Origin of the sequence: Salmonella enterica subsp. diarizonae (assembly GCF_008692785.1) — a bacterium.
Classification (GTDB): domain Bacteria; phylum Pseudomonadota; class Gammaproteobacteria; order Enterobacterales; family Enterobacteriaceae; genus Salmonella; species Salmonella diarizonae.
This window is the reverse complement of record NZ_VXJV01000003.1, coordinates 238,540-262,984: the sequence shown is the minus strand read 5'-3', so window position 1 is coordinate 262,984 and position 24,445 is coordinate 238,540. Positions and strand designations below refer to the sequence as shown.

Sequence of the window (24,445 nt, the reverse complement as noted above, 5' to 3'; positions counted from 1 at the left end):
TCCGGGAGGCTTATCTCACACGAGCGGGTCAGGAAACTGGCCCGCTTTTTTATTCAGTGCCAAATCATGAGCGCAATCAAGCTCACTACCACCAAACCGCATAACGCGCTGGTCAGCAGAAACTGACGGCGGACGCGTTCACAACGGCGAATAAATTCTTCATCATGATGATCGCGATAGCGCTGAGCGTAGATATACCATACCAGGCGCACCTGTTTATTAGGCTGACCATGCGTGGTAAAGAAGCCGCCGCCATCGACATATTGATAGAGCAAAGGATCGCAACCACGAAGTACCACTAACAGTGCGCGTAACGATGAGAAATAGCGCGCCATATTAACAATGCAAACGACACATAAAGCCCAGAATAGTGAGACGGTGCTTATCATATCTCCTCCCCGGCGACCCGCCCACGGAGTTCCTCTCCGGGACTACCGCTCCCCGATACCCTGCCAGACAATCAGTGAAAGAGTACTACGAAAGCCGCCCATGTTAGCGCTCCGCATTCGAACGGCTCTTATACACATTGTAGGAGATCAGTTAATTTTTTTACCAGAAGGTTAATCACTATCAATGCAATTCACTGAAAATTTTGTTTAACTAACTGGCAAGCAAGGCAGATTGACGGATTATCCTGGCCGCTATAATGTAAGGATAGTTATGGTAAACGGCTGAGCTAGCCCCGCGCATAGAGTTCGCAGGACGCGGGTGACGCGGCGGCATAAGAAACGCCAGTAGCTCAATGGTCATCGACAACTTATGGAAGGAGTAACACTATGGCTTATAAACACATTCTTATCGCAGTTGATCTCTCCCCGGAAAGTAAAGTTCTGGTTGAAAAAGCGGTCTCTATGGCGCGCCCCTACAACGCGAAAATCTCCCTGATCCACGTTGACGTGAATTATTCTGACCTGTACACAGGTCTGATTGACGTCAATCTGGGCGATATGCAGAAACGTATCTCCGAAGAAACCCACCACGCGCTGACCGAGCTGTCTACTAATGCTGGCTACCCTATCACTGAAACCCTGAGCGGTAGCGGCGACTTGGGCCAGGTGCTGGTTGACGCCATCAAGAAATACGATATGGATCTGGTCGTTTGCGGTCATCACCAGGACTTCTGGAGCAAACTGATGTCTTCTGCGCGCCAGCTGATCAACACCGTTCACGTTGACATGCTGATTGTTCCGCTGCGCGACGAAGAAGAGTAATACTTGCCGGCTGGCGGCTAAGACCTTATCTGGTCTATAGTCAATCAGGTTGGCCTGAACCATCAGGCCAATTCCGGCTATCAACAACAACGCCCGCTTATGTGGGCGTTTTGTTTATCCCCCTCTCCGCAGCACTCAGTACATCATTCCATCACACCAAACATAATTAGTGTGATCCGCTAATTAGTTTGCATATCATTTGTATAATAACCTATTAATCCGGCTAATAGCCGCAGTCTATATCAGGGTAAGACTTTTCGGCGCGTTTTGATATGCGCGCTCATACGTTTCGGGATGGCATTGAAAGGCGAAGGAATATGAATACAACTGCACCTACGGGCTTGCTGCAGCAACCTCGTCCATTCTTCATGATCTTTTTTGTAGAATTATGGGAACGATTTGGCTATTACGGCGTCCAGGGCATCCTGGCGGTTTTTTTCGTTAAACAATTGGGTTTTTCTCAGGAACAGGCCTTTATTACCTTTGGCGCTTTTGCGGCGCTGGTTTATGGCCTGATCTCCATCGGCGGCTATGTTGGCGACCATCTGTTAGGGACTAAACGCACCCTGGTCCTGGGCGCGATTGTGCTGGCGATTGGCTATTCTATGACCGGCATGTCGCTATTAAATCCCGATCTGATTTTTATCGCGCTGGGCACGATTGCCGTGGGCAACGGGTTATTTAAAGCCAATCCCGCCAGCCTGCTCTCTAAATGCTATCTGCCTAAAGATCCCCGGCTGGATGGCGCTTTCACCCTGTTTTACATGTCGATTAACATCGGTTCTTTGCTATCGCTATCGCTGGCGCCGGTGATAGCCGATAAGTTTGGCTATGCCGTGACCTACAATCTGTGCGGCGCCGGTATAATTGTTGCGCTTCTGGTGTACTTCGCCTGCCGTGGCATGGTGAAAAATATCGGTTCTGAACCGGATCATAAACCGCTACGTTTTCGCAACTTGCTGCTGGTATTACTCGGCACCGTCGTCATGGTTTTCCTCTGCGCCTGGCTGATGCACAATGTTAAGATAGCCAATCTGGTGCTCATCGTCCTTTCTATCGTCGTCACTATTTTCTTCTTTCGCGAAGCGTTTCGTCTGGATAAAACCGGCCGCAATAAAATGTTCGTGGCGTTTATTCTGATGATTGAAGCCGTGCTGTTTTACATTCTGTATGCGCAGATGCCTACCTCGCTGAACTTCTTTGCGATTAATAACGTTCATCATGAAATTCTTGGATTCACCATTAATCCAGTGAGTTTTCAGGCGCTGAACCCATTCTGGGTGGTCGTCGCCAGTCCGGTACTGGCAGCGATTTACACCCGACTGGGTAGCAAAGGCAAAGATCTGACCATGCCGATGAAGTTTACGCTCGGCATGTTCCTCTGCGCGCTGGGTTTTCTGACCGCCGCCGCCGCCGGGATGTGGTTCGCCGATGCGCAAGGACTGACGTCGCCGTGGTTTATCGTGCTGGTGTATCTGTTCCAGAGTCTGGGCGAATTGCTAATTAGCGCGCTGGGACTGGCAATGGTCGCCGCCCTGGTGCCGCAGCATCTGATGGGCTTTATTCTGGGAATGTGGTTCCTGACCCAGGCCGCCGCCTTCCTGCTCGGCGGTTATGTGGCGACCTTCACCGCCGTACCGGAAAACATCACCGATCCATTGCAGACGCTGCCCATTTATACCGGCGTCTTTAGCAAAATTGGTCTGGTTACGTTGGCGGTCACCGTGGTGATGGCCATTATGGTGCCGTGGCTAAACCGGATGATTAATACCCCGGATAATGCCCGATAATTGTTAATGCCGGATGGCGGCGCAGAGCGTCTTATCCGGCCTGCGGCACCAGGCTGTTGGCCGGATACATCGGCATCTTAACCTTTTCGCGCGTCGATCCACGCTTGCACTTCAACCACAAAGGTATCCGGCGCTTTACGATACATTTTACGCGCCAGATCGAGAATAGTATGCTGCGCCAGCGCCTCTTCCATGCGTTGCTGCGCTATATCCATCACTGAACGCACGCCGCAAATCCCTTCGCAAGCCCACGCGGGCGGTTGCGCATCAAATACCGCCAGCCGCTGGCGAATCTCGCGGCATTCAAAAATCCGTTTATCGCCGTCTATCGCGTTGACCACATCGAGCACCGTAATATGCTCGGCAGGTTTGGCAAGCTGAAAACCGCCCCCCTTCCCCTCAATGCTACGCACCAGACCAGCCTTCGACAGACGGGTAAAAATCTTGGCCAGATAGTCATAAGGCACGCTTTGCAGGTCCGCAATCTCGCGAACGCTCATTTCACGAGCATCTCCCTTGCTGTCCACCATGCACATCAGACTATGGATACCGTACTCAACCCCGGAACTGTAGAAAGCCATACTCTTATCTCAGCCAAATTAACTCTGAGTTATTTTAGCTTTTTCATCATCGCCATGCCAGACAAGAAGCAATCTCACATAATGCAATACAGTTTTAGTGTTTAATTTTCAAATAGATAATCGCACACTCCGAACGTAAATACTAAACACGGACAAAATAACATTGCCTCTTTTAACTAGGACCAATACAATCCGAGTAAATAAGTCATCATCAGGTGAAACCAAAATGCATAAAAATATTCTGATCGTAGGGGCGGGATTTTCCGGGATGTGGGCAGCGCTCAGTGCGGCTCGTCTGGTAGACAAATATCAAAGCGAGGATATTAAAATCACCGTTATCGCACCTCAGCCTGAACTACGCGTGCGTCCTCGTTTTTATGAAAACGCGGTGACAACGTTGGTCGCGCCGCTTCAGCCGCTGTTTGATATCACCGGCGTGAACTTCCTGCGCGGAACGGTGCGGCAAATCTTCCCGGGCTCAAAAGAGGTGAGCTGGACGGATGCCAGCGGCGAAACGCGAGTAAGCCGCTACGATCGCCTGGTACTTGCCAGCGGCAGCCACGTAGATCGCTCACAGGTGGCCGGCGCTCAGACACATGCTTTCGATCTGGATCAGCTGGAAAGCGCGGCAGTTCTGGAACAACATCTGAAAGACCTGGCTTACCAGGCTGAAAGTGAAGCGCGTAATACCGTGGTCGTTTGCGGCGGTGGTTTTACGGGCATCGAGATGGCGCTTGAACTGCCTGGTCGCCTGTGCGATATCCTCGGCGCCGATGCTAAGACCAGAGTAGTCGTAGTTGAACGTAGCCCAGAGCCGGGCGCACGCTATAGCGAAGCATTGCGTAATGTCATCATTGAAGCCTCTGCGGAACTGGGCGTGGAGTGGCTCGTTAACGCAGAAGTCGAAAGCGTGGATGCCGCAGGCGTGACGCTGAAAGACGGGCGGACGATTGCATCGCAAACGGTGATCTGGACAGTTGGCGTACAGGCCAATGGCCTGACGGCGCAGATTGGCGCTCCGCGCGATCGCCAGGGGCGTCTGCATGTGAATACCGCACTTCAGATACCAGGTCACGAAGATATCTACGCCACCGGCGACGTGGCCTATGCCGCGACCGACGACAAAGGCCATCATGCGCTAATGACCTGCCAGCACGCGATTCTGTTAGGCAAGTTCGCCGGTAATAACGCTGCGGCCAGCTTGCTGGAGGTGACTCCTCTGCCATATCGTCAGGAAAACTATGTTACCTGTCTGGATCTTGGCGCCTGGGGCGCAGTCTATACCGAAGGGTGGGATCAGCAGGTAAAACTGACGCGCGCCGAAGCGAAGAAACTCAAGATGTCAATCACCAGCAAGCTGATCTACCCGCCGAAAGCAGACCGCGCAGCGGCGTTTGCGATTGCCGATCCGCTGGCGCCGTTTGTTTAAACTGTCTGAACAATACCACGCCCTGGCAACTCCACTCCGGTCAGGGCGTGCTTAAAGGAATATCTGAATAGGCTCCCTTCTTCTTTCTCCCTCAACTTCTTAAGCGCCGCTTTCTTACATACCAACAATCTCATATGAAAAATGCAAAAAAATGCGCATGCGAAATCAAAACAAGCATATAAACGCATTAATGAATCGGTTAATTATAAATCACCCTGGAAATGCCAGCATCTACGCAAAATACAATGAAATAATGCAAGCATTTGATTTATATAAAATAAATAATATCCATTGTGACTTGCCTCGCAAATCAAATCGATTGTCATAGGCAATGCGTTTTTCTGCGCATAAATTATAAACGCGCAAAAAAACGCATACATGTAAAAAACATGCTACAGGCACGGCTGAAAGCTCCCGTACCAGCATGTGTCAATCAACGCCGCAAAATGAGGGTTAAAAATGGATCAAGCAACGAAGTGGTTAGATCTGTCAGGGAAAGTTGTGATCGTAACCGGAGGAAGCATGGGGTTGGGAGAAAAAATGGTTGAAAATTTACATGCTAACGGCGCGACCGTCGTGTATGCCGACTTATCACCAAATCAAACTTTCAGCCAATGTGATGATATTACCTTTATCAAGTGTGACGTAACCGACAAAAAAGAAGTTGAAAACTTAACCCAGTCCGTTGTTGCGAAATTTGGTCATATTGATGGGCTGGTCAATAACGCTGGCGTTAGTCGTCCACGTTTACTGGTCGATGTTTTTAAAGAAAAGCCTGAGTACGAGTTGAGTGAGGATGACTTCGACTTTATGGTGAATGTAAACCAGAAAGCGGTATTCCTGATGTCACAGTCTGTCGCACGTCAGATGGTTGAACAACAGTCCGGCGTGATTATCAATATGACATCCGAGGCGGGTGTTCAGGGTTCCCGTGGTCAAAGCTGTTACTCTGCAACCAAAGCCGCTGTCAATGCGTTTACATTTTCGTGGTCGAAAGAATTGGGTCCTTACAATGTTCGCGTGGTCAGCGTTGAGCCAGCAATCAATGTACCCACGCCAATGAACAGCGAGGCCAATTTCCGTGCGCTTGCTTACACGCGAGGTACAGATCCTAACCATGTTCATAAAGACTACAAAGGCATAATTCCTCTCGGCCGACCGGGTAAACTTGAAGAGATTGCAGACTTAATTTCTTTCCTTGTCTCCGAGCATTCCTCCTATATCACCGGTTCAGTTATTAATATCACCGGCGGTAAGTCACATCATTAATCACTAACCAACATACAAATGGAGCCGACCATGGGGAACAATCAAATTGCCAATAGCCCTACGTTAGCGAAAATAAGAAAGTTTGGTGGAGTTATGAGCGGCATGGTCATGCCGAATCTGGGTGCTTTTGTAGGATGGGGACTGATGGCCGCCATCTTTATACCCAATGGCTGGTTCCCTAATGAAAAATTAGGTGAGATGGTCGGCCCAATTCTGAATTATCTTTTCCCATTACTCATTGGTTATACAGCAGGCTATAACATTCATGGCCAACGTGGAGGTGTTATCGCCGCATTTGCAACTATGGGCGTCATCGTCGGTTCAAATATTACGATGATTAGCGGGGCGATGGTTATGGGTCCCCTTTCTTCATGGTTGCTAAAGAGATTCGACCAAAAAGTACAACATAAAATTAAACCGGGATTTGAAATGTTCGTAAACAATTTCAGTCTCGGTATTATCGGGTTGCTTTGCGCCATTTTTGCCTATATGACCGTTGGGCCGGTAATCCGCTTACTTATCGTCATCATCACCTCGGGCGTGAACTGGTGTACAAGCCATAATCTACTGCCTTTGCTTTCCGTTTTTATGGCCCCTGCTCAAGTACTCTTCCTGAATAATGTTGTCAATCACGGTATTCTTGCGCCGATTGGCTTTGCTCAGGTTCCTGAACTGGGTAAATCGATCATGTTCCTCGTTGATACCAATAATGGCCCATTACTTGGAACATTAATGGCTATCGCACTTTTTGGTCGTGGTCGGGCGAAAAAAACGGCACCAATGGCCATGTTTATTGCCGGTATAGCAGGGATTGGTGAGGTCTACTTTCCCTTTGTGCTGGCCAACCCTTTACTGGTATTCGCCACTATGGGCGGGCTTGCTGTCTCTTTATTCTTACAGGTGATTATGGGCGGCGGGCTGATCGGCGTGGCATCACCAGGTAGCTTAATTGCCATTGCGATGATGACGCCGAAAAGCGCGATTATTGCGAATCTGGTGTCCATCAGCGCCGGTTTCCTCGTCTCATGCACATTAGGCTGGCTATTGCTTAAAGTCAGTCCAGGAACAGAAAACGATGAAGATGAAAACCCTGTCATAGTTGGAGGACGTCAGGTTAAGTCCGTCACTGACTTTGTTCCAGGAGTCACAAGTATGGCGACAGCAACCAGAGGAAAAACGGTTCAAAGCATCCTTGTCGCATGTGACTCCGGAATGGGTTCCAGTGCAATGGGCGCGTCAGTCCTGCGTAAACGGTTGAAAGAAGAAGGACTGGACTATATTACCGTCATCAACGATTCCGCAAACCGAGTAGGTAAAGATTATGACATTGTCATTACCTTATCTGGTCTTATCGAACGGGCAAAATTAAGCTGTGAAAATGACGACACCGTCTTCATGACTGTGAAGAACTTTATTAAATTAAGTGATTATGATGAAACTGTAACATTCATAAAATCACAGAATAATATGAATCAGCAAGAGGTGACAGCATGAATAATATTTTCACGCCTGATAACATCATTCTCAATGCACAAGCCAAAGATAAGTTTGACGCTATACGAATCACCGGAAACATCCTTAAGGAAAATGGGTATGTCACGGATGAATACATTAAAAGAATGATAGTGAGAGAAGAAATTGTTTCAACTTATCTGGGCAATGGTTTAGCCATCCCGCATGGAACAGATGGTTCTGATTGTGAAATCATTAAAACTGGCATCTCACTAGTCCAGTTTCCCGATGGGGTAGACTTTGGCGATGGCAATACTGCATATATAACCATTGGTATTGCAGGAAAAGAAGCCGAGCATATGGACTTACTTAACAAAATCGCCTTAATTTGCATTGAAGAAGATAATGTCCAGACACTGCGTAATGCCACATCTATAGAACAGGTTTTACAAGTGCTAAACATGTAAGATATACTCATTATTCTATGAATAAAATGAGTAAGTTACGATGAAAGCTGCCAGACAAGACATCATTCTACAGATACTTGAAAAGGAAAAAAAGATTGTAGCCAGTAAATTAAGTGAGCGCCTAAAAGTTTCTGAAGATACGATTAGGCGCGACTTAAATGAATTGGCAAGCCAGGGTTTAATCAGACGCGTGCACAGTGGTGCTATACGCGTAGGGCCTGCGGTTACTGAGTTTAATGTCCGCCAGGACTTAAATATTAGTGAAAAAGTGAAAATTGCCAAAAAGGCGATACATTTAATCAAAGAAAATAGTGTTATTTTAATTGATGGAGGGACAACGAATTACGAATTGGTAAAATTAATTCCGAAAGATTTAAAATGCACCGTAATTTCTAACAATATTCCTATTCTACACTTACTCAGTGATTATCAGAATATAGAAGTTATGGGATTAGGTGGCAGACTCTACAAAAATTCTTTGGTATTAATTGGTGCCGAGACAATTCGTGAACTGGAATCAATCCGCCCAGACATTTATTTTATGGGCGTTGCACATGTTGATAGTGAAGTCGGTGTAACGCTTCCTGGTCTGGATGAATGTTATACCAAACAAAAAATGGCCGAGGTCTCAAATGAGGTTGCCATTCTTGTTACGGAAGAAAAACTCGAGACCAGGTCTAATTTCGTCGTGTCCTCTCTCAAGGATATAAATTATATATTCACGAGCAAGGACGCATAATATGATGAGGTGTACTAATGAAACGTGTATTAATTGTGGGTGCTGGCCGCCTTGGCAAAGGGTTCGTTGGCGAAACGTTTGATAATGCAGGCTGGAATATTACATTCCTTGATAAAGATCAGAGAGTTATTGATGCTCTAAACAAACAAAATAAATATACCGTCCAGGTTTTCCGAACTGATGATATCATTATGCATGAAGTCACTAATTTTAATGCTTTTACTACAGACGATCAGTACTCTGTGATGAGCGACTTCCTTGAGTCATCGGTTATTATGTGTCCACTTTATCCTGAAGACTTTGAAGAGTCAGCACATTATCTGGGTAAATGCTTTGAACGTCAATTCCAGACCGATCCTGAAAAAAAAATGACGTTAATTTGCCTGACCAACAAAAATCATATAATCAAAGATATTGAATCGTGGTATCGCAATGCCATCCCCTCTTCAGAAGCACAAAACTGGTTCGATACTCACGTAGCCGTTCGCGATTCTATTGTCCGCCGTTCCACGGATGCGCAGACGCACTATGCAACCCAGATTGATAGCACAGCCGTTGCCTCTCTATTAATACAGTCACCACTCTACAACGACATTAGTGATGTTGAATGGTTAGAGCCCCGTGAACATCTGGAAATGCTCAAAGACATTAAAGTTTTTACTATTAACGGTCCCCACGCCACCACCGCTTTCTATGGCCACCTGAAAGGTTACAAAACGATTCCTGATGCCTCCGCGGATCCGTCTGTTGCAAAACTGGCGAACGCCGTGCACGATGTTACTATTACTGCCGTAATGAAGGAATATCCGCAAATCACTCGCGACGCATTGAAAGATCTTGAATATCTTCCGAAAGCAAAAAATGAGCTTCCAGACTCCATCCACCGTGTCGCTTACGATCCCATCCGAAAACTAGCGTATCAGGACCGTTTGATGGGGGTAGTACAGCTTTGCCTGAAATATGATCTCGACTATTCACCGTTAACCAAAGCAATTGCCTGTGGTCTGGCATATTATGCTGAGGACGATAAGGCATCAGTGAAATTACAGCGGTTTATTCAGCAAAATGGTTTGCTGACGAGTGCAGCAAAAGTAATAGGGTTACCGAAAGACCACCCGGTTACACTTGATGTGGCATATCAATACTTAGCACTGGATGCCGAAAACTTAATTCCAACCATACAACTTTAATTATGACAACAGAACTTAATTTAAGTGCTCGTTTCGTTATTAAAAATGAGCATGGAATTCACGCACGCCCAGGCGCACATTTTGTTGCTGCATTAAAACCATACAGATGTACTGTAAAAATCGCTAATCTTGCTCGAAGCAATAACTATGTTAACGCTAAAAGTCTGATGGCATTAATGTCTTTAGGTATTAAAAAAGGACATGAGGTCAACATCCTTTTTCATGGCGAAGATGCACAAAGTGCATTACAAAAGATACGCTGCGAAATTGAGAATGGATTAGGAGAATAAATATGTAGTTGACGCTTATTTCATATGGGCGTCAATTCATATCATCTTAAGGATAATATTTATGATTACCACCGCAATATTTCCCGGAAGATATATTCAGGGCGCTAATGCTATTGAGAAATGTCTGGGAAATGAATTAGCCCGTTTTGGTAAAAATGCGATGATTCTTGAGGATCCCATTGTTCACAAAAATATTGGAGGAAAAATTACCGAAGCCTTGAATCCCAACGTTACGTTTGAACTTGAAATATTTAATTGCGAATGCTGTGATGAAGAGATCGAGAGAATTTCTACCTCAGCACAGGCATGTTCGGCAGAAATGATTGTGGGTATCGGAGGCGGTAAGACACTGGATACGGCCAAAGCCGTTGGCGCCAAATTGAATATTCCGATTATCGTTATTCCTACTCTTGCCTCCACCGATGCGCCATGCAGTTCCCTCGTTGTGATTTATACCGCTGAAGGTCAGTTCAAGCGCTATATGATGATTCCCCATAACCCTTCGCTGGTTTTTGTCGATTCTCAAGTGATCGCCGACGCACCTGTGCGTTTTCTGCTTTCTGGGATAGGCGATGCCGTAGCGACATGGTTCGAAGCGGAAGATTGTCGCATTAAAGGTGCAGGAAACATGACCGGAAGGCCTGGGCCAATGTCCGCCTACGCTCTGGCAAAATTATGCTTCGATACGTTGCTAACCTATGGTGAACAGGCAGTTTCTGCATGTCGCATGCACCAGGTCACTCCGGCTCTTGAACACGTCATCGAAGCCAATACATTACTTTCAGGACTAGGTTTTGAAAGCGGGGGTCTCGCTGCTGCTCACGCAATTCACAACGGACTGACGGTGTTACCAGAAACGCATAAATTCTGGCATGGAGAAAAAGTCGCCTTTGGCACGCTTGCTATGTTACTGATGACAGACAGAGAGCCTGACCTAATCAGGCGAGTCTATCAGTTTTACCGGCAAATCGGACTGCCTGTTACGCTCGCGGAGATTGGCATAACCGATCGTTCTGTTCAACATTTGATGGAAATCGCACTAGCAGCCTGTCAACAGGGTGAGACCATGCATAATGAACCCTTTGAAATTAGACCTGAAAATATCGTTGCAGCATTGATTGCCGCGGATGAATACGGTAGACGTTATTATTAAAAACAAGCTTCTTTGCAGGTTTACGTGACGCCCGTAAGCCTGCTTTTTTATGCAGTCAACCACTCTAACACTTGGCAATGGTTCAAAATTACTGTGTCGGCAATAGTAAAACGCGGGTCATTTTGTTGGTGTTCAGCAGGTAATGCAATAACGCGCATCCCGGCAGCCCTCGCTGCAATAACACCATTTAATGAATCTTCAATCACCAGACATGTTTCCGGTTCTGCCTTCAACATTGCGGCAGCAGTCAAAAATATTTCCGGGTGCGGTTTGCCGTACGAAAGCCCGTCTGCGGAAACTACGGCAGAAAAATAGTGCCTGATGTTAAGTGTATTAAGAACATTATCTATTTGATATTGCGGTGAAGAAGAGGCTACAGCCATTAACGTTCCCCGCCGCTGTAGATAATTAAGTAACTCAAAGATACCCGCGATAGGTTTCGGTTGTTGACGTATTTTTTCTGCAACCTGGGCAACTATAGTGTCCTGAATTTGCGGCAGATTATTAGTCGGAAAACCATGATTTTCATGCAACTTCCGCAGGAAAATACCCACCGGCATCCCTGTGAATAAATCAAAATCCTTTGGGCCGAGAGAGATATTGTAATGTCTAAGATAAAATTCGCATTCAACCTGTTGCCATACAGGTTCAGAATCAATAAGTACGCCATCCATATCAAAAATAATGATCTTTGACATTTTTACTCCTTATAAAAAATGCCATAACACAGTCAATAATTACTGAGTCATGGCATATAAATTTGTCATTTAAATTTTTATTCATTCAAGGTTGGCATGATATTGCCAGAGCAATTCCATATTAATTTTATGATTATCAATGAACTGGAGCGCAATAATATCGCCAAGTAACAGAAGTGATTGTTCAAAAAGCGATGTCATCGGTTGAACCGAAGGGATTTCAGACGCCAGATTAAGTTTTGATTTTACCGGAATACGAACAAAATGGTCGCACAACTCTTTCATGCTACTTTCAGCATTAGCACCAATATGTACAATTTGGGCATTAAAACTTTTCGCTTTTCTGGCTATACCCACGGGAAACATACTTTCACCACTACCCGATCCAACAATCAGAAGATCATTTTTGGTAATTGCCGGTTCTGTTATTTGCCCGACCACATACGTTTTGATTCCCAGATGCGCTAACCGTTTAGCTATGGCTTCCAAAGACAATAAGACTCTTCCAACCCCCACGAAAAAGACACTATCAGCAGCTTCAATCATCTCCAGTAACCGCTCAACATCCTTAGATGCAATGTTTTCCAAAGTGGCGTTTAACTCATGTAATACACGTTTCTGATTCGCTTTATAACTCACAGGCCACTCCCCCCTTCGCCCGTTGCGCCAGTCCCGCAGCGATTTTTTCATTTAATTGTGACTTGTTCTCCATAAGCGTGGCCCCACGGAAAAAAAGCCCAGTGCTGCCGAGTACCAGATTACTCGCCCCCGCCGCGACCAACCCAGGAATGGTGGCAAATGAGACTCTACCATCAACCTGTATTGCAGTATGAGTTCCTGCCTCCGCAATCCGGGCATGCAGATGGCGGACTTTATCTTCCGCATAAGGAACCTGCTGTTCATCTTTATTACTGGCAAACCCCGGATTAATCAGCATAAGTAAAACGTAATCTAACGAAGGAAGAAGATAGTCAAGTGAACGTAAACTGGTGGCGGGGTTGAGTGCGATTCCCGCTTCAACTTTTTGTTTCTTAATTAGATTTACCAGCCTGTCGGGATGCAGTGACGTTTCATAATGGAATGAAACCCGCCGTACACCAATATCGAGCGCCTGTTTAATAAACCACTCATTATTCATCGACATAATATGGATATCAAAATCGAGATTCGTTTTTTCACGTAATTGCCTGATTACCTCTAAGCCCAACGGCATACTGGGACTAAACGTGCTATCAATAAGATCAATATGTAGCGCGTCTACACCTATTTCCTCCAGTTCCCTCACCGAGTCGCTTAAACTCAGCAAATCTGTACACATCAAAGAAGGCGATAAAACAACATCAGCAACCGTCCTTTTACTCATTGTGATCTCTCCTGAAATGCGCAATTATGCATGAATTTAAATGATATGCGCACAAAAACGCATTAACTATGTAAAGATAGCTGAACTGTGATCACGGTCGAAAACAATTAAAAAACACTTTAATTTTCAATTGATTAAATAGACAAAAAAGAAGATAAGCAAATGCGCTTTCAGTACAAAAGCGCACAAACAAACACGATTATGCAAATGAAGATTAAATTACTGCATTACTCCGGCGTTCCCGGGTAAATATCGAACCGGTGGCCTTTGGTGACGATGGCGTTGGGCGTCGCGACATCCGCCAGCGGCGGCGCATAATCGGGACGTTTAACCACCACGCGTTTGGTCGCCAACTGACGCGCCGGTTCCAGCAGTCCGTCGGCGTCTAAATCCGGCCCCACCAACGACTGAAACACCCGCATCTCTTTCTTCACCAGCGCGCTTTTCTGCCGGTGAGGAAACATTGGATCGAGGTAGACCACCTGCGGGCGCGGAATGATATCAGTCAGCGCCGTCAGGCTGGAAGCATGAATCAACTGTAAACGTTGCTGCAACCACGGGCCGATGTCCGCATCTGCGTAGCCGCGCGTCAGACCGTCATCCAGTAAGGCCGCCACCACCGGATTACGCTCCAGCATCCGCACGCGGCAACCGACTGACGCCAGCACAAACGCATCGCGCCCCAGCCCCGCCGTGGCATCAACCACATCCGGCAGATAATCGCCCTTAATACCGACCGCCTTCGCCACCGCTTCGCCGCGCCCGCCGCCAAACTTACGTCGATGGGCCATCGCGCCGCCGACAAAATCGACGAAAATGCCGCCGAGCTTCGATTCGTCGCGCTTGCGCAGCTCCAGATGCGCTGTAGTCAGTACCAGCGCCATCGGGTTGTTTTCGTCATGCTCCAGTCCCCAGCGGGCAGCCAGAACAGATAAGGCGCCGTCTGTGGCGCCCGTTTCATCTATTAAGCAGATTTGCACGTAAAATCAGCCTTTAATCCCGTAATGCTCCAGCATCGCGTCCAGTTGTGGTTCACGGCCACGGAAGCGTTTAAAGAGTTCCATCGGCTCTTCAGAACCACCGCGAGTCAGGATGTTATCAAGGAATGACTGACCGGTCTCACGGTTGAAAATGCCCTCCTCCTCAAAGCGGGAATAAGCGTCCGCCGCCAGTACGTCGGCCCACAGATAGCTGTAGTAGCCTGCCGCATAGCCGCCAGCAAAGATATGGCTGAACGCATGTGGGAAGCGGCCCCATGTCGGTGACGGCACCACGGCGACCTGTTTTTTAATTTCAAAGAGCGTCTCAAGAATTTTCGCCCCTTGCTGCGGGTTAAATTCCGCATGTAGACGGAAATCAAACAGACCGAACTCCAGTTGACGCAGAATAAACAGCGCCGCCTGATAGTTTTTCGCCGCCAGCATTTTATCCAGCAATTTCTTCGGCAACGGCTCGCCAGTTTCATAATGACCAGAGATAAACGCCAGCGCGTCCGGTTCCCAACACCAGTTTTCCATAAACTGACTTGGCAGTTCGACCGCATCCCACGGCACGCCGCTGATACCGGAGACCCCGGCGGTCTCAATGCGGGTCAGCATATGATGCAGGCCATGACCAAACTCGTGGAACAGGGTGATCACTTCATCATGGGTAAACAGAGCGGGTTTACCGTTTACCGGACGGTTGAAATTACAGGTCAGATAAGCGACCGGCTTTTGCAATGTGCCATCCGCTTTACGCATTTGGCCGACACAGTCGTCCATCCACGCGCCGCCACGTTTGTTTTCACGCGCATACAGATCAAGGTAGAAGCTGCCGCGCAGCTCGTTGTTATCGTCATACAGCTCAAAGAAACGAACATCCGGATGCCACACCTCCACATCAGCGCGCTCTTTCGCGGTGATGCCGTAAATGCGTTTCACCACTTCAAACAGGCCATTCACGGCTTTGTTTTCCGGGAAGTACGGACGTAGCTGCTCATCGCTGATGCTGTACAGGTGCTGTTTTTGCTTTTCACTGTAGTACGCGATATCCCACGGTTGCAGCTCGTCGACGCCGAACTCCGCTTTCGCGAAGGCACGCAGTTGCGCCAGCTCTTTTTCCCCCTGCGGACGAGCACGTTTCGCCAGATCGGTTAAGAAATCGAGCACCTGCTGCGGATTTTCCGCCATTTTGGTGGCCAGCGATTTATGGGCATAATTTTCGAAGCCCAGCAGTTGCGCCAGTTCATGGCGCAGCGCAAGAATTTCTTCCATCACCGGGCTGTTATCCCATTTCCCCGCGTTCGGCCCCTGATCGGAGGCGCGAGTGGAATAGGCGCGATACATCTCTTCGCGCAACGCCTGGTTGTCGCAGTAAGTCATCACTGGCAGGTAGCTTGGAATATCCAGCGTCAACAGGTAGCCCTGCAACGCTTTTGCTTCGGCCTGCGCTTTAGCAGCGGCGAGCGCGCTTTCCGGCATTCCCGTCAGCTCGGCTTCATCGGTAATGAGCTTCGTCCAGCCCTGCGTTGCGTCCAGCACGTTATTGCTGTACAGGTTGCCCAGCTCAGACAGGCGAGTGGCGATTTCGCCGTAACGCTGCTGTTTCTCTTTCGGCAGGCCGATGCCGGACAGTTCAAAATCACGCAGCGCATTATCAATCGCTTTCTTCTGTGCTGTATTCAGAGTGGCGTAATGATCGCCATCGCGCAGGTCGCGATACGCGTTGTACAACCCTTCATGTTGCCCAACCCAGGTGCTGTATTCAGACAGCAACGGCAACGTCTGTTCGTAGGCTTCGCGCAGCTCCGGGCTATTTTTCACCGAGTTAAGGTGACTCACCGGGGAGAAGATTCGTCCCAGCGCATCGTCGACTTCCGCCAACGGCTGGCAAAGATTTTCCCAGGTATACGGCGCGCCATGCGCCACAACGCCTTCTACCGCCGCCCGGCAATCAGCCAACGCTTGGGTGACCGCAGGCACCACATGCTCCGGTTTAATTGCAGAAAAAGGCGGCAGTGAAAAAGACGTCAGTAATGGATTGGTCATATGCGCAGTCCTGTAGAAGAAGGTGAGTGGAGCGCGCTTTTGGCGCTCTCGCGATGTGATCTAGAATGGGGGATAGTGAGGGGAATTTCAATGATGGACAGCGTACAGACGTGGGTATCGCTGCAATAAGCCGCCCCTTAAACATCATCCCGGCTTACGCTTTATAAGCCGGGTGACAACGTTAGCGCATTTTTCTCGCCATCTCGTAAGCAGCGGCCAGATCCAGACGCTGCCAGAACTGTTGGTCATCGGTCTCGCCCGATAACGGATATCCTGCCGGTAACGCCGTCTCTTCCATTAGCGCCTGACGCTGTGCCATTGAAAAATTCGGTAGCGCGGCCTGTAGCAGAACATCCGCACCTTTTGGTATTTTCAGCGGCTGATGCTCGCCTTTCTGTTGCGGCAGGTTATAGGTCATGGTGAAACGGTAAAAGGTATGCATGGCCGGATCGCGGTACGGATCGTCTTTTCCGGCCGATGCCGCGCATTCGACAATCGTCGTACCGCACTCTTTCACCAGCGCCTCGCGCAATTGAGCGCGAGCTTCGTTGAACAACGTACGATAATGCGGATCGTTAAGATAGTGCGCGACATTACGCTGCGCGACCATCCGCGCGCCCATCACATCCAGCGGATAGTGTACGCCAAGGACCAGGCGGGAATAGCCATAACGCGCGCCGCGAATCACCAGCGCATCAAAGCGTTCCGGGATCATTTCCGCCATCAACAGCGCATCCGTATAACCGACGTTCGTGTGACCGCTGGGGAAAGAACCGCCACCCGCGGTATAAGGATGACCATCTTTTACCACCACATCGTCCGGCGTCAGATGGATAGTATTACCCGGCACCTGGAAAGGACGCGGGTAGTGAAAATATTTTTTCGCCGCGCTGGTGCTGACTTCCGAGGCTTTAATCAGCGCCGCCGCTTTGCCCAACTCACCTTTATCATAAGCGGTAAGAAATGCCCGCCCCAGCCGCGGCCCCATCGCGTCGCTCAGGAAATAGAGATAGCCCACGCTTTCCGCATCCGCCAGCGCCTGGTGACGGGTATTAACATCGGCATCGTGATTAATCGCCGTCACCGTCGCCAGATTGTCTTTCAATACTGCTTCCGGCAATGTATTGAAGGCGGAAAGCAGGGTAATTCCCACCTGTTGATTCTTAGTGGTATGAAAATCATAACCGCTAGCCTGTAACCAGGCGTTATCCGCCTGGACGGAATTTTGTCGCATCTGAGCCAGGGCGTCGCGAGTCAACGCGGCGGCATCGCCTTGTAATGCCTTGCGCAACTGTGTCAGCCATTGAAACTCAAGGTCATTAAAGGCGACGCTCGCCGAGTCGGGCGTCACGATTTTCGCTATCGACTCCGCCTGGGACAGGGGAATATCTTTCGCCAGTACCGGCAGCGCCAGCGCCAGAGATGACGCCAGTACAGTAATGTGTAGTTTCATTATGGTTCCTTTCATTAAAAATAACGCCAGGTCAAAACCACTACCTTGCCCACAGGCGATGCTGGCCTGCTCATTTGACGGTTTGATGATACGAACACGTCTTGCAATACTTTCACAACGCGCGAAACAACATGGCGGTACTGGGGTAATCTGCGCGGATCTGCGGTAAACTATCGGTTAACTTGTTTACTTCCCGGAATATCTGTATCCATGCTCAGTTATCGTCACAGCTTTCACGCAGGCAACCACGCCGATGTCCTTAAACATACTGTTCAGAGCCTGATCATCGAGTCGCTAAAAGAGAAAGAAAAACCGTTTCTCTATTTGGACACGCACGCGGGCGCGGGGCGTTATCAGTTGGGCAGCGAACATGCTGAACGTACCGGAGAGTATCTGGAAGGCATCGCCCGTATCTGGCAGCAGGACGATCTGCCCGCCGAACTGGAGCCGTATATTAGCGTCGTAAAACATTTCAACCGCAGCGGGCAGTTACGCTACTATCCGGGCTCTCCGTTAATCGCCCGCCAGTTGCTGCGTGAGCAGGACAGTCTGCAACTCACGGAATTGCATCCCAGCGACTTCCCACTGTTGCGCACGGAGTTTCAAAAAGACAACCGCGCGCGCGCGGAACGCGCCGACGGCTATCAGCAACTGAAAGCCAAATTGCCGCCGGTTTCCCGCCGCGGTCTGATCCTCATTGACCCGCCTTATGAAATTAAAACCGACTACCAGGCGGTAGTCAGCGGCATCAGCGAGGGTTATAAACGTTTCGCCACCGGTACATACGCGCTATGGTATCCGGTGGTACTCCGTCAGCAGATTAAGCGCATGATCCATGATCTGGAGGCCAGCGGCATCCGTAAAATCTTGCAAATTGAGCTGGCGATCCGCCCGGACAGCGATCAGCGCGGGATGACGGCGTCCGGTATGATCGTGGTTAACCCGCCGTGGAAACTGGAGCAGCAGATGAACAACGTGCTACCGTGGCTGCACAGCAGGCTGGCGCCGAACGGTCATGGGCACACTTCGGTAAGCTGGATCGTGCTGGAGTAATCACAGCCATCGGTGGAACCTTTCACCTTCAGGTATACAATCGCGAATATTTTGGCGGGTAGCGCAGAATCTATCCGTCCGACAACGAACATAAAGGAGCGGTCATGACCAAACACTATGATTACATCGCTATCGGGGGCGGCAGCGGCGGTATCGCCTCGATTAACCGCGCCGCCATGTACGGCCAGAAATGCGCGCTCATCGAAGCCAAAGAACTGGGCGGCACCTGTGTTAACGTGGGCTGCGTGCCGAAAAAAGTGATGTGGCATGCCGCGCAGATTCGTGAAGCGATTCATCTGTATGGCCCGGACTACGGTTTTGACGCCACGATTAATCAGTTCGACTGGAGCAAGCTGATTGCCAGCCGTACCGCGTATATTGACCGCATCCATACTTCATACGACAACGTGCTGGGCAAAAATAACGTGGATGTGATTAAAGGCTTTGCCCGCTTTGTCGATGCCAAAACCATTGAAGTGAACGGCGAAACTATCACCGCCGATCATATTTTGATCGCTACCGGCGGCCGTCCGAGCCATCCTGGGATTCCTGGCGTGGAATACGGCATTGATTCCGACGGTTTCTTTGCGCTGCCTGCCTTGCCGGAGCGCGTCGCGGTCGTAGGTGCAGGTTATATCGCCGTTGAACTGGCTGGCGTTATCAACGCCCTGGGGGCGAAAACGCATCTGTTTGTCCGTAAACATGCGCCGCTGCGCAGTTTTGACCCGATGATTAGCGAAACGCTGGTTGAGGTGATGAACGCCGAAGGCCCGCAGCTACATACTCACGCAGTGCCGAAAGCGGTGGTGAAAAACGCCGACGGCAGTCTGACTCTGGAACTGGAAGATGGCCGCACTGAAACCGTTGATTGCCTGATCTGGGCCATTGGTCGCGAACCGTCGACCGACAATATTAATCTGGCGGCTGCGGGCGTGAAAACCAATGAAAAAGGTTACATCATCGTCGATAAGTTGCAGAACACGAACGTAGAGGGCATTTACGCTGTTGGCGATAACACCGGCGCGGTGGAGTTAACGCCAGTCGCGGTCGCCGCCGGTCGCCGTCTCTCCGAACGTCTGTTTAACAACAAGCCGGACGAGCATCTGGACTACAGCAACATCCCGACCGTGGTCTTTAGCCATCCGCCTATCGGCACCGTCGGGTTAAGCGAGCCGCAGGCGCGCGAGCAGTACGGCGACGAGCAGGTGAAAGTCTATAAATCATCGTTTACCGCCATGTATACCGCGGTGACGACGCACCGCCAACCGTGCCGTATGAAGCTGGTCTGCGTCGGACCGGAAGAAAAAATTGTGGGTATCCACGGTATCGGCTTCGGCATGGATGAAATGTTGCAGGGCTTCGCGGTGGCGCTGAAGATGGGTGCTACCAAGAAAGACTTCGATAATACCGTCGCCATCCACCCGACCGCGTCAGAAGAGTTTGTTACCATGCGTTAATATCTTGTGCGCCCACCTTAGAGGATGGGCGCACAGGCCTTCATGGTTAATACGTACTGAAATAACTCTGGATCAGTTCCGGATTATGCGTCTGAGTTAATGCCGTCATCAACAAGACCCGCACCTTCGCCGGGTTGAGCGAATCAGACACCAGCCCTGGCTGTCCTTTATCCAGCGGTACTACGCCATTTCCGGTGCGGGAAGCGCGCACCACGATAATCCCGGCTTTCTCCGCTTTTTTAATCCCCGCGTCGCTGCGTACCGAGACCGAGCCTGCGCCGCCGATTTCCCGCCCTGCCGCAGGGCGCATAGCACGCTTTCTTTATCGGGTTCCGCCATACCCGATTGCAAAATGTGTAAATGACTTTATCGTCTTTATATTCCTGAGCGAACGCCTGCGCGCGTTCCGCAACCTGCTCGCAAGCGCGCCAGACGATACGGTTGATTTTGCTGACGCCATCCTGAAAATCGTCGTAGTGCGCATACCCTTCCGTCTGCTGGAGCAGTTCGACCGTACTCAGCAGGCCTTTCATCGTTTTCTCGCCGGCAATATCTTTACCGTCGCCAAACGTGTACGTTTCCACATAGTCGCAATGCGCCACCAACGGTGAATCCATCACCCAGGTTAAACCAATGACCGGCGCGCCGTGCTGACGGGCGATTTCAGCCGCTTCAATTGTCTCTGGCGTATTACCTTTGTGAGAGGCGACAACCACAACGGCATTTTCTCCCAGTGCTACCGGCGGATTGTTAATAAATTCTCCGCTGTTATACAGACCGACAGTCAACGCTTTCGCTTCTTTTTCTAAAAATGCTTTTGCCGGATAGAACACCGCATAAGAACCGCCGCACGCCACGTAATAGAGGTGTTTAACGCCCCCTTTCTCTGCCTGCCTGGCTGGTCACAATATTGCTAACTGTCTCTTTCATACCCATCATGCTTTCCTCTGATTCCATCAATGATACAGACGAGGATTCGCCACAAATGACTCATAATGTATTGTCATTTTTATAGGGTATTTAAAGACATTTGATCAAGATGAAAATCAAAAAAAATCGGGAGCCGCGATCTGGCTCCCGATTCAGCCTGCTCTCCGTTACCGTAACGCTGGCATCATACGGTAAAGCGTATTTTATCGCCGACGATCAACTGTTGCGAAACGCAGGAGAGTTCTCCTTTGTTATCAATCATTTCACTTTTTATCAGGATCAGTGGATAACCCTCGTTGACGCCGAGATAATGGGCGACTTCAAAGCTGGCATAAACCAGTTCGATCATCTTACGGGAGTGGGTAAACCATAAATGGTATTTCTCGCGTAAGCATTCATACAAAGAGTGATTATTAAGATCTTCTTCCAGTAAAAACGCGAAACGTGGGGGAAGATGTACGGTTTCCAGCGATACCGCCACATCGTCGGCATAGCGGATACGTTCAATGACGACCGCTTTTTCGCCATCGTTCATATTCAGTAACGCTTTTGTCTCATCGTCTACCGATTCAAAAACGGATTTGATGGTGCGTGACCCCGGGCGACGTCCCTGGGACTGGCATAACTCGCTGAAACTCATGATGCCGGTCATACTGCGCTGAAATTTCTCACTGGAGACAAAGGTGCCTTTGCCGGACACACGGGTCAGCAAATTTTCACGCGTCAGCGCATCCAGCGCCTTACGGACCGTGACCCTACTCACCTGCCAGCGCGCGCTCAGCTCATTTTCCGTCGGGATCTGCTGGCCTGGTTTATACTCTCCACGCGCAATAGCCTCTTTTAAAGCGGCTTCAAGCTGCTTATAAAGCGGTTTGGCGCTATTACTGTCGGGTTGCTCGATCATTTGTATCCATTTGTATTATCTTAATGCCATAGCCTGTATTATAACTATTTATGTTACCTTTGCTTGTGAATCCACGCCATGCGGTTACGTAGTTATACCGCTGCGAAACGAATGTTCTGATTTTAGGTCTGGGGGAGGCGTCATGAAAACAGGTTTTTCACTATAATATTCAGTAAGTTATTAATAATTTTTCTTGGCAGGTAAATTGTAAAATGTGATCTACCGCACACTTTGCAACCCAGGTATCGAAGCGAATGTCTACGCTTAATAGACAGCCGGGCAACACCCGTATCTTTTACGACGCAAGCCGGAGGTCCTTGTCATTATGCTCAACCAGAAATTAAACCCCACGCCTTCTGAAGATCTGACTATTGATGTCGATCTGCTTTATGAAACAGACCCGTGCGAGTTAAAGCTGGATGAAATGATCGAGGCAGAACCGGAGCCGGAGATGATCGAGGGGCTTCCCGCCTCTGACGCCCTGACCCCTGCCGATCGGTATCTCGAACTGTTCGAGCATGTACAGTCAACAAAACTGTTTCCAGACAGTAAAACGTTCCCGGACTGCGCGCCGAAGATGGACCCGCTTGATATTCTGATCCGCTACCGTAAGGTCAGACGCCACCGTGATTTTGACTTACGCCGCTTCGTCGAAAACCATTTCTGGCTACCGGAAACCTTATCCAGCGAGTATGTCTCTAACCCCGAAAACTCGCTCAAAGAACATATTGACCAGCTTTGGCCGATACTGACGCGCGAACCGCAGGATCATATTCCGTGGTCTTCGCTGCTGGCCCTGCCGCAATCCTATATCGTGCCGGGTGGCCGTTTTAGCGAAACCTATTATTGGGACTCTTATTTTACCATGCTGGGTCTGGCGGAAAGCGGGCGCGAAGACTTACTTAAATGTATGGCGGATAATTTCGCCTGGATGATTGAAAACTACGGGCATATTCCCAACGGCAACCGGACCTATTACCTGAGCCGTTCCCAGCCGCCAGTTTTTGCCCTGATGGTTGAACTGTTTGAAGAAGACGGCGTGCGCGGCGCGCGGCGTTATCTCGACCATCTCAAAATGGAATACGCCTTCTGGATGGACGGCGCCGAATCACTGGCGCTCAACCAGGCTTATCGCCACGTTGTGCGGATGCCGGACGGTTCCCTGCTGAACCGCTACTGGGACGATCGCGACACGCCGCGCGACGAGTCGTGGCTGGAAGATGTCGAAACCGCGAAACATTCCGGCCGTCCGCCCAATGAAGTCTACCGGGATTTACGCGCCGGGGCAGCGTCCGGATGGGACTATTCTTCACGCTGGCTACGCGATGCGGGTCGGCTTGCCAGCATACGCACAACCCAGTTTATCCCCATCGATTTGAACGCTTTTCTGTACAAACTGGAGAGCGCCATCGCCAATATTTCAGCGCTGAAAGGCGAACGTGACACCGAAGCGCTATTTCGTCAGAAAGCCAGCGATCGCCGCGCCGCCGTGAACCATTATCTGTGGGATGATGAAAACGGCTGTTATCGGGACTATGACTGGCGACGCGAAGAAATGGCGCTCTTTTCCGCCGCCAGTATCGTGCCGCTGTATGTCGGTATGGCAAACCATGAACAGGCCGACCGTCTGGCAAATGTGGTACGCAGCCGCCTGTTAACGCCCGGCGGAATTATGGCGACCGAATACGAAACCGGCGAACAGTGGGATAAACCGAACGGCTGGGCGCCGCTGCAATGGATGGCGATCCAGGGCTTCAAACTGTATGGCGACGATATGCTGGGCGATGAAATCGCCCATAACTGGTTAAAAACGGTGAACCATTTTTATCAGGAGCACCATAAACTGATTGAGAAATACCATATTTCCGGCGGTACGCCCCGCGAAGGCGGCGGGGGTGAGTATCCGCTACAGGATGGATTCGGCTGGACCAATGGCGTGGTGCGCCGCCTGATTGGCCTTTATGGAGAGCCTTAACCTGCTCCGGCC

General features: G+C 49.5%; 22 protein-coding genes and 3 pseudogenes. 13 read left to right on the top strand and 12 right to left on the bottom strand.

Features of this window, described 5'->3' with window-relative positions; translation table 11 throughout:
* Nucleotides 1-53: 53 nt before the first annotated feature.
* Nucleotides 54-389 carry a universal stress protein UspB gene (gene uspB, locus F4V72_RS08210; protein ID WP_000626193.1) on the bottom strand — a complete coding sequence of 112 codons (336 nt, stop codon included), beginning with the start codon at nt 387-389 and terminating at the stop codon, nt 54-56.
* Between the two features lie 387 nt (nt 390-776).
* On the opposite strand from uspB, the gene uspA reads away from it, so the two are divergent.
* Together uspA and dtpB are read left to right on the top strand one after the other, a co-directional pair.
* On the top strand, nt 777-1,211 hold the full coding sequence (gene uspA / locus F4V72_RS08205) for a universal stress protein UspA (protein WP_000323565.1): 435 nt from the start codon (nt 777-779) through the stop codon (nt 1,209-1,211).
* 317 nt (nt 1,212-1,528) lie between these two features.
* Nucleotides 1,529-3,001, top strand: a complete 1,473-nt coding sequence (gene dtpB, locus F4V72_RS08200; protein WP_136057957.1) for a dipeptide/tripeptide permease DtpB — start codon at nt 1,529-1,531, stop codon at nt 2,999-3,001.
* 77 nt (nt 3,002-3,078) lie between these two features.
* On the opposite strand, the gene F4V72_RS08195 is transcribed toward dtpB, so the two are convergent.
* The gene (locus F4V72_RS08195; RefSeq protein ID WP_023247812.1) at nt 3,079-3,582 is read right to left on the bottom strand and encodes an RrF2 family transcriptional regulator; all 504 of its coding nucleotides are present in this window, start codon (nt 3,580-3,582) and stop codon (nt 3,079-3,081) included.
* A gap of 226 nt (nt 3,583-3,808) precedes the next feature.
* Here F4V72_RS08195 and F4V72_RS08190 point away from each other — a divergent pair, with 226 nt between their 5' ends.
* The 8 genes from F4V72_RS08190 (at nt 3,809) to F4V72_RS08155 (ending at nt 11,571) form a co-directional block, all read left to right on the top strand.
* Nucleotides 3,809-5,011 carry an NAD(P)/FAD-dependent oxidoreductase gene (locus tag F4V72_RS08190; protein ID WP_023247811.1) on the top strand — a complete coding sequence of 401 codons (1,203 nt, stop codon included), beginning with the start codon at nt 3,809-3,811 and terminating at the stop codon, nt 5,009-5,011.
* 459 nt (nt 5,012-5,470) lie between these two features.
* Nucleotides 5,471-6,280: a sorbitol-6-phosphate dehydrogenase subunit gene (locus tag F4V72_RS08185; protein ID WP_053507999.1), complete on the top strand. Its 810-nt coding sequence runs from the start codon at nt 5,471-5,473 to the stop codon at nt 6,278-6,280.
* 30 nt (nt 6,281-6,310) lie between these two features.
* Nucleotides 6,311-7,774, top strand: a complete 1,464-nt coding sequence (locus F4V72_RS08180) for a PTS mannitol transporter subunit IICB (RefSeq protein WP_053529864.1) — start codon at nt 6,311-6,313, stop codon at nt 7,772-7,774.
* Nucleotides 7,771-8,199: a PTS sugar transporter subunit IIA gene (locus F4V72_RS08175; protein ID WP_023247808.1), complete on the top strand. Its 429-nt coding sequence runs from the start codon at nt 7,771-7,773 to the stop codon at nt 8,197-8,199. Before F4V72_RS08180 ends, F4V72_RS08175 begins: the two co-directional genes overlap by 4 nt.
* 40 nt (nt 8,200-8,239) lie before the next feature.
* Nucleotides 8,240-8,938 carry a DeoR/GlpR family DNA-binding transcription regulator gene (locus F4V72_RS08170; RefSeq protein WP_023247807.1) on the top strand — a complete coding sequence of 233 codons (699 nt, stop codon included), beginning with the start codon at nt 8,240-8,242 and terminating at the stop codon, nt 8,936-8,938.
* 17 nt (nt 8,939-8,955) lie between these two features.
* Nucleotides 8,956-10,128, top strand: coding sequence for a mannitol dehydrogenase (locus F4V72_RS08165; protein ID WP_053508001.1), 1,173 nt, complete (start codon nt 8,956-8,958; stop codon nt 10,126-10,128).
* Between the two features lie 2 nt (nt 10,129-10,130).
* A complete protein-coding gene (locus F4V72_RS08160) occupies nt 10,131-10,418 on the top strand; it encodes an HPr family phosphocarrier protein (RefSeq protein WP_023247804.1) in 288 nt (95 codons plus the stop codon).
* 61 nt (nt 10,419-10,479) lie between these two features.
* Nucleotides 10,480-11,571 (top strand): glycerol dehydrogenase, encoded by a 1,092-nt coding sequence (locus tag F4V72_RS08155; protein ID WP_053508002.1) that lies wholly within the window; start codon nt 10,480-10,482, stop codon nt 11,569-11,571.
* 47 nt (nt 11,572-11,618) lie between these two features.
* Here F4V72_RS08155 and hxpB read toward each other — a convergent pair whose 3' ends face one another.
* The 6 genes from hxpB to F4V72_RS08125 all read right to left on the bottom strand — a co-directional run bounded on the left by hxpB (nt 11,619) and on the right by F4V72_RS08125 (nt 18,114).
* Entirely contained in the window at nt 11,619-12,269 is a 651-nt protein-coding gene (hxpB, locus tag F4V72_RS08150) for a hexitol phosphatase HxpB (RefSeq protein ID WP_070801589.1), read from the bottom strand.
* 81 nt (nt 12,270-12,350) lie between these two features.
* Nucleotides 12,351-12,908 carry a 6-phospho-3-hexuloisomerase gene (hxlB, locus tag F4V72_RS08145; protein WP_023247801.1) on the bottom strand — a complete coding sequence of 186 codons (558 nt, stop codon included), beginning with the start codon at nt 12,906-12,908 and terminating at the stop codon, nt 12,351-12,353.
* Nucleotides 12,898-13,632, bottom strand: coding sequence for a ribulose-phosphate 3-epimerase (locus F4V72_RS08140; RefSeq protein WP_023247800.1), 735 nt, complete (start codon nt 13,630-13,632; stop codon nt 12,898-12,900). The genes hxlB and F4V72_RS08140 overlap by 11 nt, the downstream gene beginning before the upstream one ends.
* A 227-nt stretch (nt 13,633-13,859) precedes the next feature.
* Nucleotides 13,860-14,612 (bottom strand): 16S rRNA (guanine(1516)-N(2))-methyltransferase RsmJ, encoded by a 753-nt coding sequence (gene rsmJ, locus F4V72_RS08135; protein ID WP_023247799.1) that lies wholly within the window; start codon nt 14,610-14,612, stop codon nt 13,860-13,862.
* A 6-nt stretch (nt 14,613-14,618) separates the two neighbouring features.
* A complete protein-coding gene (gene prlC / locus F4V72_RS08130) occupies nt 14,619-16,661 on the bottom strand; it encodes an oligopeptidase A (protein ID WP_023247798.1) in 2,043 nt (680 codons plus the stop codon).
* 181 nt (nt 16,662-16,842) lie between these two features.
* Nucleotides 16,843-18,114 (bottom strand): acid phosphatase, encoded by a 1,272-nt coding sequence (locus F4V72_RS08125; RefSeq protein ID WP_121767632.1) that lies wholly within the window; start codon nt 18,112-18,114, stop codon nt 16,843-16,845.
* A gap of 210 nt (nt 18,115-18,324) precedes the next feature.
* On the opposite strand from F4V72_RS08125, the gene F4V72_RS08120 reads away from it, so the two are divergent.
* Both F4V72_RS08120 and gorA read left to right on the top strand, forming a co-directional pair.
* Entirely contained in the window at nt 18,325-19,167 is an 843-nt protein-coding gene (locus F4V72_RS08120; protein ID WP_136057956.1) for a 23S rRNA (adenine(2030)-N(6))-methyltransferase RlmJ, read from the top strand.
* A 104-nt stretch (nt 19,168-19,271) separates the two neighbouring features.
* Entirely contained in the window at nt 19,272-20,624 is a 1,353-nt protein-coding gene (gene gorA / locus F4V72_RS08115) for a glutathione-disulfide reductase (protein ID WP_053508004.1), read from the top strand.
* A 46-nt stretch (nt 20,625-20,670) separates the two neighbouring features.
* On the opposite strand, the pseudogene F4V72_RS08110 reads toward gorA, so the two are convergent.
* The 4 genes and pseudogenes from F4V72_RS08110 to F4V72_RS08095 all read right to left on the bottom strand — a co-directional run.
* A pseudogene (locus F4V72_RS08110) lies at nt 20,671-20,904 on the bottom strand (L-asparaginase); the annotation flags it as partial.
* Nucleotides 20,877-20,984, bottom strand: a pseudogene (locus F4V72_RS08105) (fructoselysine 6-kinase); the annotation flags it as partial. The pseudogenes F4V72_RS08105 and F4V72_RS08110, both read right to left, overlap by 28 nt.
* Nucleotides 20,978-21,563: pseudogene (gene fraB / locus F4V72_RS08100) on the bottom strand (6-phosphofructose-aspartate deglycase); the annotation flags it as partial. The pseudogenes fraB and F4V72_RS08105, both read right to left, overlap by 7 nt.
* 175 nt (nt 21,564-21,738) lie before the next feature.
* Nucleotides 21,739-22,458, bottom strand: coding sequence for a GntR family transcriptional regulator (locus tag F4V72_RS08095; protein ID WP_023176266.1), 720 nt, complete (start codon nt 22,456-22,458; stop codon nt 21,739-21,741).
* A 325-nt stretch (nt 22,459-22,783) separates the two neighbouring features.
* Between F4V72_RS08095 and F4V72_RS08090 the strand changes: the two genes are divergently transcribed.
* Entirely contained in the window at nt 22,784-24,433 is a 1,650-nt protein-coding gene (locus tag F4V72_RS08090) for an alpha,alpha-trehalase (RefSeq protein ID WP_000934254.1), read from the top strand.
* Nucleotides 24,434-24,445: the final 12 nt, after the last annotated feature.